A 12659-nucleotide genomic window follows, 5' to 3' on the forward strand; every position below is an offset into this window, starting at 1 on the left:
AAAAAGAGGCTAAGTATTTTACTAGTCTCTTTTACTATCATTTTATTCTAAAAACATCATAAAACGCTCATTCAAAAATGAACGTTTATAAGGCTATTTAATAAGGATAAATATAGGTCACTTCACCTGGTGTGACCCCATCATAAGGATTGAACCACCCTCTATAATTGTCAATCCATTGTTGATCATTAAAATTTGCTTCTAATATTTGGATACTTGTTTCATTTTGAACATCAATCACATAGCCTACATGACCATAACCACCATCTGTCCAACAAATGATAGAGCCAACCATTGGAGTTGTACCAATCTGGTAACCTAGCCAAGAGGCTGTGCCAGCCCAATCACCACCATTTCCCCACCATTCCCCAACCCAAGGTGCTAGTTGTTTAACACCCCAAGTACATTGCCCAATAGGATAACTACCTGTATATTCTTTAGAAACTTCAACAGGTACTGGTGTTGAATTGGTCACTGTTAATATTTGACCAGGGAGAATGAGGCTTGAAATATCAAGATTATTCATTGCTGCTAATTCATACATATCCATATCATATTGCTGAGCAATACTATAAAAAGAATCACCAGATTGAATCACGTGCTCATCAGCAAAAGCCATCTCATTGGCTAAAAAAGATGTTGTGGATACTGCCCCAACTAGTATTAATTGGTACAACCACAATTTTGAAGTCTGCTTTGTTTTTTTCATATTATTCCCCTTATAACGTTTTATTATCTTCATCATAAACTACCAACATGACAAATGGTTTAAAGTCAGGTAACAGATATAAAGAAAATTATTAACAAAAAAAGACAGGTTCAACAAACCTGTCTTTCAACTAATTATTAATATAACTCAAGGTAGTTATCAATTTCCCACTGAGAAACATAGGAAGCATAACTAGCCCACTCAATGCGTTTAGCATTATAGAAATTGGTATAGATATGATCTCCGAGAGCCTCTCTAACAAGTGTTGATTTTTTCAAGGCTTTTAAAGCATTATGAAGAGTTGAGGGAAGATCAATGATTCCAGCTTTCTTACGTTCTTCTGCCGTCATGGCATAAATATTGGTCTCAATTGGTTTTGGTGGCTCTATTTTATTTATGATCCCATCTAAACCAGAAGCTAATAAAACAGCCATTGCTAAGTAAGGATTTGCTGTTGGGTCAACTGAACGTAATTCCAAACGTGTACTAGCACCTCTTGAAGCTGGAACACGGATTAAAGGAGAACGATTACGACCAGCCCAAGCAATATAAACAGGAGCTTCATATCCTGGTACTAAACGTTTATAAGAATTAACTGTTGGGTTAGTGATTGCCGTATAACTATATGCATGAGTCATTAAACCTCCAAGAAAATGGTAAGCTGTTTTAGATAGTTGCATGCCTCTTTTATCATTTTTATCGTAAAAGGCATTTCCATCATCATTAAATAGTGACATGTTACAATGCATACCAGAACCTGCTATACTAAATTTGGGTTTTGCCATAAATGTTGCATACATTCCATGTTTTCTAGCGATTGTCTTAACAACCAATTTAAATAACTGGATATTGTCGCAAGCTGCTAAAACATCCGTATATTTGAAATCGATTTCATGTTGACCAACCGCACACTCATGGTGACTAGCTTCAACTTCAAAGCCCATTTCTGTAAGAACACGTACAATTTCACGACGTGTGTTATCAGCTAGATCTGTAGGAGCAAGATCGAAATACCCTCCACGATCATTAACCTCTAAAGTGGGTTTGCCGTTCTCATCCATTTTGAAAAGGAAAAATTCTGGTTCTGGACCAAGATTAAAGGACTTAAAACCTAATTCTTCCATTCGTTTAATATTACGTTTTAAATTACCTCTTGGATCACCTGCAAAAGGTTGACCTTCAGCAATATAGACATCACAAATAAGTCCACCAACTGCTCCATTTTCATCTCCCCAAGGAAAGACAGTCCATGTTGATAAATCAGGATAAAGGTACATATCTGATTCATTAATACGAACAAAACCTTCAATAGAAGAACCATCAAACATAACCTTGTTAGATAATACTTTATCTATCTGTTCTTTTGTTGCAGGTATTTCTACATTTTTCATTGTCCCCAAAATATCAGTAAACATGAGACGTAAAAATGTTACATTTTTCTCTTCAATTTCACGACGAATCGTTTTTTCAGTAATTGTCATTAGTTCTCCTTTTCAATTATAAGAGGTTGAGATCATTAATAGTAGTTGTAGGGTTTAAAAAACCACTTTGTTTAGTAAATTCATCATGTAGAATACGTCTAACCTCTGCATCAGAGAGTGATTTATCTTCTGTAAATTGATCAACTTCACGATTTTGATATTGTTTTTTTATGTCAGCAATCACTAGACCATCATTAATAAAATCTTTGATTTCTAACAGTAAATCCATATCATTAAGTGAGTACAATCTTCTATTTCCTGTTGATCTCTCCGGTTTAATCAAGCCTTGATCTTCATAATAACGAATCTGCCTTGCTGTCAAATCTGTTAACCTCATAACAGTTCCCATAGGAAAAACAGCTAAGGAACGCCTTAATTCTTTTTCTCTCATGCTAAACCTCTCCTTTTTTCTCATTCATTATATAAAGAAAATAAAAAAAAGTCAACCATCCATGTTATATTTTGTAACATGAATGATTCTTTTTATTTTTTAATCAGAAATTGACGTAATCTATCGATATCACTATTAATTATAATAGCAATAAAAACTCCAACAAAAGTTTCAAAAATTCTAGTGAACACATAAATAATCGTATCTCCTGAAGGGACTGATAATGTAATAATCAAAAGAGCTGCTGTAGCTCCAATAATACCCGATTTATTATTAATAGCCACATTTAAAACAATGGTTAACATGGTTAATATTGGTACTAAAAATAAAGTAATTAAAAAAGAATGATTAAAAAAAGCTTCGACAAGGTAAAAAAGTAATGCTAATACACCGCCTATGCTATTTCCCAGAATACGAGACCAACCAAATGATAAACTTTTATCAAAATCTTCTCTAAGACTAAAAACAGTAGTTAATGCAGCAATCTGTGTCCCTTCCCATCCTAGAAGATGAAAGAGTAATAAAACTGTAAAGACTGACAAACCAGTTTTTGCTGTTCGCATGCCAATTTTCATTTTTTGTCGATTAAATCTATACTTCATTATCCTCACCTTATTTTTGGTTTCAAGCACTTAAATTCTAAGATAATCTGATTTATTTGTCAAGATTTTGAATTTTTCAGAATAAACAAAACAAAAACAGTAGGTAAACCTACTGTTTTAAAAAGATAATTTCTTATTTTTCAGATAAGGCTGAAAGACCTGGTAACTCTTTTCCTTCAAGAAGTTCCATTGACGCACCACCACCAGTTGAAATCCATGAAAATTTATCAGCACGACCAAGATTGATAGCTGCCGCTGCAGAATCTCCGCCACCAATAATTGATTTAACACCAGGCTGTTTTACGATAGCATCCATGACACCAATTGTCCCAGCTTGGAAATCAGGGTTTTCAAAGACACCCATAGGACCATTCCAGACTACTGTTTTAGCACCCGTTAATGCTTCTTCAAATTGAGCAATAGATTTTGGTCCAATGTCTAATCCAAGGAATCCTTCAGAAACAGCTTCACCATCAGTATCACGAACTACTGTATAATCAGCAAAAGCATTTGCTTCTTTTGAGTCAACTGGCAAAATTAATTTACCATTAGCTTTTTCAAGGAGGTCTTTAGCAATAGTTAGTTTGTCTTCTTCTACCAATGAATTACCTATCTCAATACCTTGTGCTTTATAGAAGGTATAAGTCATTCCACCACCGATAAGCACCTTATCAGCTTTATTAAGAAGATTTTCAATAACACCAATTTTATCAGATACTTTTGAACCACCTAAAATAGCTACAAATGGACGCTCAGGTGTTTCTACTGCTTCTTTAATATAGGCAATTTCATTTTCTAATAAGAATCCTGCAACCGCCTTGTCAACATTAGCAGAAATACCAACGTTTGAAGCATGAGCACGGTGAGCTGTACCAAAAGCATCATTAACAAAGATACCATCACCAAGACTTGCCCAATATTTACCAAGTTCAGAGTCATTTTTTGACTCTTTTTTACCATCAATGTCTTCAAAACGAGTGTTTTCTACAAGAAGTACATCACCATCTTTTAAGTCAGCGATAGCAGCTTCTAATTTTTCACCACGAGTTACCCCAGGAAAAACAACTTCTTGACCTAATTTCTTACCAAGATCAAGAGCTACAGGAGCAAGCGATTTTCCTTCTTTATCTGCTTCTTCTTTTACACGTCCTAAGTGAGAAAATAAAATTGCTCGACCGCCATTTTCAATAATATATTTGATAGTAGGAAGTGCAGCAGAAATACGATTATCATTAGTAATAACACCGTCTTTTAAAGGAACATTAAAGTCAACACGAACGAGAACTTTTTTTCCTTTTAAATCAACGTCTTTAACAGTTAGTTTAGCCATTTATTTAAGACTCCTTATTTTTTAATAAAATAATTATATCACAAATTCATTAAAAGAGATATAAAAAGTAATAATAGCAAGGATTTTCTGATTTTTTTCAGCAAAAAAGAGATGCCTTTTGCATCTCTCTTATTTAAACTTATTTAGACAAATTTGCAAAGTACTCAAGCGTACGAACAAGTTGTGCAGTGTATGACATTTCATTATCATACCATGAAACTGTTTTAACTAATTGTTGTCCATCAGCAGACTCAGTTACTTCAGTCTGAGTAGCATCAAATAATGAACCATAAGTCATACCAACGATATCAGATGAAACAATTTCATCTTCAGTATAGCCGTAACTTTCATTTGCTACAGCCTTCATAGCTTTGTTAACTTCTTCAGCAGTTACTTTTTTATCTAAGATTGTAACAAGTTCAGTTAATGAACCAACTGGTACAGGAACACGTTGTGCATGACCTTGAAGTTTACCGTTTAATTCAGGAATAACTAGACCGATAGCTTTAGCAGCACCTGTTGAGTTAGGAACAATATTTTCTGCAGCTGCACGTGCACGACGGAAATCACCTTTACGGTGTGGTCCATCAAGAGTCATTTGGTCACTAGTATAACCATGAATTGTTGTCATAGTTCCAACTTTAAGACCAAAAGCATCATTTAAAGCTGCTGCCATTGGTGCCAAGCAGTTAGTAGTACATGATGCACCAGAAATAACTGTTTCACTTCCATCTAAAACATCATGATTTGTGTTAAATACGACTGTTTTAACATCATTTCCACCAGGAGCTGTGATAACAACTTTTTTAGCTCCATTTTCATGTAAATGTTTTTCAGCCCCAGCTTTGCTTGCAAAAAATCCTGTTGCTTCTAAAACGATTTCTACGCCATCATTAGCCCAATCAATTTTTTCAGGATCTTTTTCAGCAGACACTTTTACAAATTTTCCGTTAACTGTAAAACCATCTTCTTTAACTTCAACGTCACCATCAAAACGTCCTTGAGTTGTGTCATATTTCAATAAATGAGCAAGCATTTTAGGGTCAGTAAGATCGTTAATACGAGCTACTTCAATACCTTCTACATTTTGAATACGACGAAATGCAAGACGTCCAATACGTCCAAATCCGTTAATACCAACTTTAACTACCATTAAAGATTTCCTCCTTATGAAAATCAGATTATTATTTTAGAGAATAGTTTCTCCAATTTGTGAAAAGAATAACTTGTATACTTACACAAGTACCTTTCTTCTAAATATTATATAACTAATTGAAAGAAAATGCAACTAATTAAAATCCAAAGCATTCGACTCGCTTATCCAAAACATTGATATAAATACATTATCACCAAGTATTAAAAATTTTTAATTGAGATAAATATTAGTCCTTTGTAACTGGATAATTTTAAAAATTGTTAATTAAATGTAATTTTGTCAATTTGAATATGTCAGCACCCAAAGATAACACATTGTCCTCAAACTAATACAGAAACAAGCCAATAATATTCATATGTTAGTTGATTATTAAGATATAGTGTTATTTTTCAATAGAAAGATTCAAATACTTTTTTGTAATGAATAAATCCTAGTTTTTATGTTTAATTTTGTATAACTTTTTTCACTCTGCATTTTACAGTGAGTAATATTTCGTTATTCAATTTTTGACATATCAAAAAAAGGTTTACCTAAGTAAACCTTTCAAGGCATGCTATTATGCATTACCACCATTTTTCTTAATAATTTCTTCTTGAACTGATTTTGGTACATCTTCATAATGATCAAAGACCATCATGAATGTTCCACGTCCTTGAGTTGCAGAACGAAGAATAGTTGCATATCCAAACATTTCAGCAAGTGGGACATAAGCTCGAACAATTTGTCTTGTTCCATGTGCTTCCATACCATCAACACGTCCACGACGAGCTGTTACATGCCCCATAACATCCCCAAGATTTTCCTCAGGTGCTGTAATAGTCACTAACATCATTGGCTCAAGAATAACTGGTTGAGCTGATTTGGCTGCTTCTCTTAAAGCAAGCGAAGCCGCAATCTTAAAGGCTGTCTCAGATGAGTCGACATCATGGTAAGAACCGTCATAAAGTTTTGCTTTAACGTCAACTATTGGATAACCAGCAAGGACACCGTTAGCCATAGATTCAACCAATCCTTTTTCAACGGCTGGAACAAATTCACGAGGAACCACACCACCGACGATTGCATTTTCAAATTCGAAACCTTTACCTTCTTCGTTTGGTGTAAATTCAATCCAAACATCACCGAACTGCCCTTTACCACCTGATTGGCGTTTAAAGAATCCACGTGCTTGTGTTGAAGCACGGAATGTTTCTCGATATGATACTTGAGGAGCACCAACATTAGCTTCTACTTTGAACTCACGACGCATGCGGTCAACAAGAACATCTAAGTGAAGTTCTCCCATACCAGAGATGACAGTTTCACCTGTTTCAGGATTTGTTTCAACACGGAAAGTAGGGTCTTCTTCTGCTAATTTTTGAAGAGCAACTCCCATCTTATCTTGATCAGCCTTAGATTTTGGCTCAACCATCAATTGGATAACTGGTTCTGGAACTTCAATAGATTCAAGAATAACTTTTGATTTTTCATCTGTTAATGAATCGCCAGTTGTTGTATCTTTAAGACCAACTGCAGCAGCAATATCCCCAGCATAAACTGTATCAATTTCTTGACGACTATTTGCATGCATTTGAAGAATACGACCGATACGTTCGCGTTTACCTTTTGTAGTATTCATAACATATGAACCACTATTAAGAACCCCAGAATATACACGGAAAAATGATAAGCGACCAACGAATGGGTCTGTCATAATTTTGAAAGCAAGCGCAGCAAATGGTGCATCATCAGAAGCTGGGCGAGTTATTTCTTCTTCAGTATCAGGATCAATCCCTTTAATAGCAGAAATATCAACTGGACTTGGAAGATAATCAATAACTGCATCAAGCATCAATTGAACACCTTTGTTTTTAAAGGCAGAACCACAGAGTACTGGATAAAACTCGACATTAATTGTTGCCTTACGGATACCAGCTTTTAATTCTGCTTCAGTGATTTCTTCGCCTTCAAGGTATTTCATGGTTAAATCTTCATCAGTTTCAGCAACTGCTTCAACTAATTTTTCACGCCATTCCTGTGCTAATTCAAGATATTCTTCTGGAATTTCTTCTTCACGGATATCAGTTCCTAAATCATTAGTGTAGATTTCAGCTTTCATCGTAACAAGGTCGATAATACCAACGAAATCGTCTTCTGAACCAATAGGTAATTGAATTGGATGAGCATTAGCTTGTAAACGATCATGAAGAGTGCTTACCGAATAAAGGAAGTCAGCTCCTACTTTATCCATTTTGTTAGCAAATACAATACGAGGAACTTTATATTCAGTAGCTTGACGCCAAACTGTTTCTGTCTGAGGTTCCACACCTGATTGCGAGTCAAGAACGGTTACTGCTCCATCAAGAACACGAAGAGAACGTTGTACCTCAATCGTGAAGTCCACGTGACCTGGTGTGTCGATAATGTTGACACGGTGGTTTTTCCATTGAGCAGTTGTTGCCGCAGAAGTGATTGTAATTCCACGCTCTTGCTCTTGTTCCATCCAGTCCATTTGTGAGGCACCCTCATGAGTTTCACCGATTTTATGAATTTTACCAGTGTAGTAAAGGATACGCTCTGTTGTTGTTGTTTTACCGGCATCAACGTGAGCCATGATACCGATATTACGTGTTTTTTCTAATGAAAATTCGCGAGCCATTAATTTAGTCTCCTATTTTATTTTTTTCTATTCTTATTATATCATTATTTAGAAAAGACGGATAGGCAGGACCTACCCGTTTTTTAGTCTTAATTGATATATGGTGATATGCCAGCTAAGATTACCAACGGAAGTGAGCGAATGCACGGTTTGCTTCAGCCATTTTGTGAGTGTCTTCACGTTTTTTAACTGATGCACCAGTGTTATTTGCAGCATCCATAATTTCTTTAGCAAGACGGTCTTGCATAGTGTGTTCACCACGTAAGCGTGATGCATTAACTAACCAACGTAAACCTAGTGTTGTACGACGTTCTGGACGTACTTCCACTGGTACTTGGTAGTTAGAACCACCAACACGACGTGCACGTACTTCAAGTACAGGCATAATATTTTCCATAGCTGTTTCAAATACTTCATTAGCATCTGTTCCAGTTGCTTCTTTAATTTGATCAAATGCACCGTAAACAATACTTGAAGCTGTTCCACGTTTCCCATCAAGCATTACGCGGTTGATAAGACGTGTTACAAGTTTTGAGTGGTACAAAGGATCTGGTAATACTTCGCGCTTAGGCGCTTGGTTTTTACGACTCATTTCTTATTCTCCCTTCTTAGCCTTTTGGACGTTTAGTACCGTATTTAGAACGGCCTTGTTTACGATCAGTAACACCTGCAGTATCAAGAGCACCACGAACAATATGGTAACGTACCCCTGGAAGGTCTTTTACACGTCCACCACGAATAAGCACAACACTATGTTCTTGTAAGTTGTGACCAATTCCTGGAATATATGCTGTTACTTCAATAAGATTACTTAAACGAACACGAGCAAATTTACGAAGAGCAGAGTTTGGTTTCTTAGGTGTCATTGTTCCAACACGAGTCGCAACACCACGTTTTTGAGGTGAAGATAATTTAGTTTGAACTTTTTTATGACTATTGTAACCAATATTCAAAGCTGGCGAGTCAGATTTTTCTACTTTAGATTTACGTGGTTTACGTACCAACTGATTAATTGTAGGCATCTACATTCTCCTGTATTTTTTTATTTTTGGTTGACTAAGCGATTGGTGACATCCTTAATCTTGGTGTACTTTTGCAACATTTGTCAGCACGTCTCTGTACACTTTTGAGAGACCAAAAGTAAAAAGTACCGTCTTATATGGTAACACAAGAATAGCCATTTTGTCAATGATTTTATAAATAAATAAATAGAATTTCCAAAGGGAAATCCTACTACTTATCAAATAGATTACCTAGTTCTACATCTATTATCTCATTATCAATATCAATTTTAGAAATATGTAAGAGTGATTTGTAATCAAATTGATAATGTTTTTGTTGATTATTATCTGCAAAGACAGCAACCCCAACCAAAGTACTTTCAAATTCTTTTAATAAACTAATCATACCAGAAATGGTACCACCACCCTTTAAGAAATCATCAACGATTAAAACTTTACTATTTGGTTTTAAACTCCGTTTTGAAAGAAACATTTTTTCAATACGATCACTAGAACCACTCGCATAGTTGACACTTACTGTAGAGCCTTCGGTGATTTTTAAATCACGTCTGACAATGACAAATGGTACATTCAAAACATTAGCAACAGCGTTTGCTAAAGGAACACCCTTAGTTGCTACTGTCATCACCACATCTATTTTTTCTTCTCTAAACGCATCAGCCATAATACGACCAATATTTCTTAGAATTGTAGGTGTGCTTAGTAAATCTGATAAATAAATATAGCCTCCTGGAAGAATACGATCACTATTTGACAAACTTGTAGATAGTTCTTCAGTAATGAAGCGTGCTTCTTTTTCCGAAATAGTAGGTGTAAAAATAACACCACCATTAGCACCTGTAATGGTATCAATTTTACCAATAACACTTTCTTCAAAAGCCTTTTTTATTATAGCTATATCTTCAGAGATAGAAGACTTTGCCGAGTCATATTTCTCAGAAAATGTGCTTAAACTGGTTATTTTATAAGGATTATTAATTAAATAATTAGAAATAACAACCATTCTCTCACTACGACGTAACTTCATCTTTTTAACCTCAAGTGTTTATTTATTATATTATACCACAGAATCAATAAAAAACGAACCTTTCCTCAGAAAAAAGGTTCTATTTTTCGTGATTTATGATTTAAAATGAGGTTTATAGAAAGAACGATTGTCCATAGCAAAAATTTTATTAGTCATTTCACCTGGTCCAACACTATTTAAAGCAGTTGTCATCATCATCATTTCTGCATCAATATTATCAATAAAATGAAGAATTTCTGCTTCCATAATTTTTGGTCTTACGGGACTACCATATTCTAATTGGCCATGGTGACTTAATATGAGGTGTCTTAAAACAGTCACATCTTCCTTACTATCATCAATTCCTAATTCACCAATTACTTTGGTAATTTCTTCATCAATAAGAGCAATATGTCCAATAAGATTTCCTCTTATCGTATATTGAGTATTTTCTGATCCGGTTAACTCAATCACTTTTGCTAAATCGTGTAGCATAATACCTGCAAATAATAAGCTCTTATTAAGTGCTGGATAAATATCCCCAATTGCATCTGCTAAGCGAACCATTGTTGCCGTGTGGTAAGAAAGACCAGATTCAAATGCATGGTGATTAGTTTTTGCTGCTGGAAAAGTGAAAAAATCCTTATCAAATTTTCGATAAAGCGATCTGACAATCCTTTGCCAAGTCGCATTCTCAATTTTAAACATCATTTGTTCTAAATAATCTTTAACATCTTCTATATTAATATCTGATTTTGGTTTAAAGTCGTTTGGGTTATTAGGTTCTCCGTGGCGTACATTTCGAAGGGTTATTTGATTAACTTGGGGTGTGCCATTATACACTTCACGACGTCCAGTCATGTGAACAATTTTTCCTGCAACAAATTCATCAACATTATAAGGTTGTGCATCCCAAAGATTACCATTAATTTCACCAGTATCGTCTTGGAAGGTCATGGCGATAAAGTCTTTTCCAGCTCTTGTTTTCCTAAGTTCTGCTGACTTAATTAAGTAAAAGCCCTCAAACGACTCGTCTTTTTTCATTTGATTAATTTTCATTATCTTCCTCGTTTTCTAAGAACGGTGTTTGGAGAAGAGATTTTGTATAATCATCTTCATAAAGTTCAATATTTCTAAGCGCACGATCAATGGCGTTACTTCTTGTCGTTAATAATTTATCAATATTGCTACTAGCTTGATTCAATTGTTTTTGGGCAGTCTGTAAAAGACCACCAAATTTTCCAAATTCAGATTTAACATTACCCAAAACTTTACTGATGTCATCAGCATTTTTTTGAATGTTGAGTGTTTTAAAACCAACAGATAATGAATTTAAAATAGCAGATAAGGTAGATGGTCCTGCAACAACAATATTTTCATCTCTTCTTAAACTATCAAAAAAGCTAGCATGACGTACCACCTCTGAGTAGAGGCCTTCTGTTGGTAAAAACATGATGGCAAAATTAGTTGTTTGTGGTGGATTAAGGTATTTTTGTTTGATATCCTTAGCAAAACGTTTGATACTCATCAAAAGTGATTTTCTATAACGTTCAATCAGTTCTTTATCACCTGATTCATAGGCATCTTCAAGACGATAGTAATCTTCTAAAGGAAATTTTGAGTCAACAGGAAGATAGATATATTCTCCTTGTTGATTTCCTGGTAGTTTAATTGCATATTCAACACGGTCACTTGAGCCTTTTACAGTTGAAAATTCTCTTTCAAACTGATTTTCGGTCATTATATCTTCAATAATTTGACCTAGTTGTAGTTCTCCTAAAATACCTCTTGTTTTAGTGTTTGATAAAACTTTATTGAGGGTTCCGACATCTCGCGCTACTGACTTCATCTCTCCTAAACCTTTATTAACACTTTCAAGTTGTCTAGAAACAGACTCAAAGGAAGTTTTAAGGCGGCTATGTATGGTTTTTTCTAATTTTTCTTCAACTGTTTGCCGCATCTCTTCTAAACGTTTTTCGTTGGATATTTGCATGTCTTTTACGGATTGACCAAGTGATAAAGTGATTTGTTCTAAACGTTTATCTGAGCTATCTCGATTGGCTGTAAGATTCTGATGAAGAACATCTCGCATCTCATTTAATTTCTGGTATAAATCCATCTGTAAATGATTGAGTTGTGCTTGATAATCAATTAATTGATTTTTATCAGTCATTTTAATCTGATAAGTCAACTGCTCAAAAAAGTGTTCTAGTTGCTGATTGACTATTTTTTTCAATTGTTTTTCCAACTGGTTAATTTTGAGATAGTTTAAAATAATTACAATTAAACATAGAAAAATCAGAACGATACTAACAATTAGCATA

12 protein-coding genes are annotated in these 12659 nt (G+C 34.8%); all 12 read right to left on the reverse strand.

Going from position 1 to position 12659, the window contains the following annotated elements:
• Positions 1–97: 97 nt before the first annotated feature.
• Positions 98–709 (reverse strand): CHAP domain-containing protein, encoded by a 612-nt coding sequence (locus tag A3I1_RS0105625; protein WP_018370307.1) that lies wholly within the window; start codon positions 707–709, stop codon positions 98–100.
• Between the two features lie 137 nt (positions 710–846).
• Positions 847–2190 carry a type I glutamate--ammonia ligase gene (gene glnA / locus A3I1_RS0105630; RefSeq protein ID WP_018370308.1) on the reverse strand — a complete coding sequence of 448 codons (1344 nt, stop codon included), beginning with the start codon at positions 2188–2190 and terminating at the stop codon, positions 847–849.
• A 16-nt stretch (positions 2191–2206) separates the two neighbouring features.
• Positions 2207–2581: a MerR family transcriptional regulator gene (locus A3I1_RS0105635; RefSeq protein ID WP_018370309.1), complete on the reverse strand. Its 375-nt coding sequence runs from the start codon at positions 2579–2581 to the stop codon at positions 2207–2209.
• 92 nt (positions 2582–2673) lie between these two features.
• A complete protein-coding gene (locus tag A3I1_RS0105640; protein WP_018370310.1) occupies positions 2674–3183 on the reverse strand; it encodes an FUSC family protein in 510 nt (169 codons plus the stop codon).
• Between the two features lie 133 nt (positions 3184–3316).
• The gene (locus A3I1_RS0105645) at positions 3317–4513 is read right to left on the reverse strand and encodes a phosphoglycerate kinase (RefSeq protein WP_018370311.1); all 1197 of its coding nucleotides are present in this window, start codon (positions 4511–4513) and stop codon (positions 3317–3319) included.
• A 139-nt stretch (positions 4514–4652) separates the two neighbouring features.
• Entirely contained in the window at positions 4653–5666 is a 1014-nt protein-coding gene (gene gap, locus A3I1_RS0105650) for a type I glyceraldehyde-3-phosphate dehydrogenase (RefSeq protein ID WP_018370312.1), read from the reverse strand.
• Positions 5667–6225: 559 nt separating this feature from the next.
• On the reverse strand, positions 6226–8307 hold the full coding sequence (gene fusA, locus A3I1_RS0105655) for an elongation factor G (RefSeq protein ID WP_018370313.1): 2082 nt from the start codon (positions 8305–8307) through the stop codon (positions 6226–6228).
• 121 nt (positions 8308–8428) lie between these two features.
• Positions 8429–8899: a 30S ribosomal protein S7 gene (gene rpsG, locus A3I1_RS0105660; protein ID WP_018370314.1), complete on the reverse strand. Its 471-nt coding sequence runs from the start codon at positions 8897–8899 to the stop codon at positions 8429–8431.
• A gap of 16 nt (positions 8900–8915) precedes the next feature.
• Positions 8916–9329, reverse strand: coding sequence for a 30S ribosomal protein S12 (gene rpsL / locus A3I1_RS0105665; protein WP_018370315.1), 414 nt, complete (start codon positions 9327–9329; stop codon positions 8916–8918).
• A gap of 211 nt (positions 9330–9540) precedes the next feature.
• Positions 9541–10356 carry a pur operon repressor gene (gene purR, locus A3I1_RS0105670; RefSeq protein WP_018370316.1) on the reverse strand — a complete coding sequence of 272 codons (816 nt, stop codon included), beginning with the start codon at positions 10354–10356 and terminating at the stop codon, positions 9541–9543.
• Between the two features lie 93 nt (positions 10357–10449).
• Complete coding sequence (locus A3I1_RS0105675) at positions 10450–11394, reverse strand: 3'-5' exoribonuclease YhaM family protein (protein ID WP_018370317.1); 945 nt, start codon at positions 11392–11394, stop codon at positions 10450–10452.
• Entirely contained in the window at positions 11384–12658 is a 1275-nt protein-coding gene (locus tag A3I1_RS0105680; RefSeq protein WP_018370318.1) for a DNA recombination protein RmuC, read from the reverse strand. The genes A3I1_RS0105675 and A3I1_RS0105680 overlap by 11 nt, the downstream gene beginning before the upstream one ends.
• Position 12659: the final 1 nt, after the last annotated feature.

Source organism: Streptococcus marimammalium DSM 18627 (assembly GCF_000380045.1).
GTDB classification, from domain to species: Bacteria; Bacillota; Bacilli; order Lactobacillales; family Streptococcaceae; genus Streptococcus; species Streptococcus marimammalium.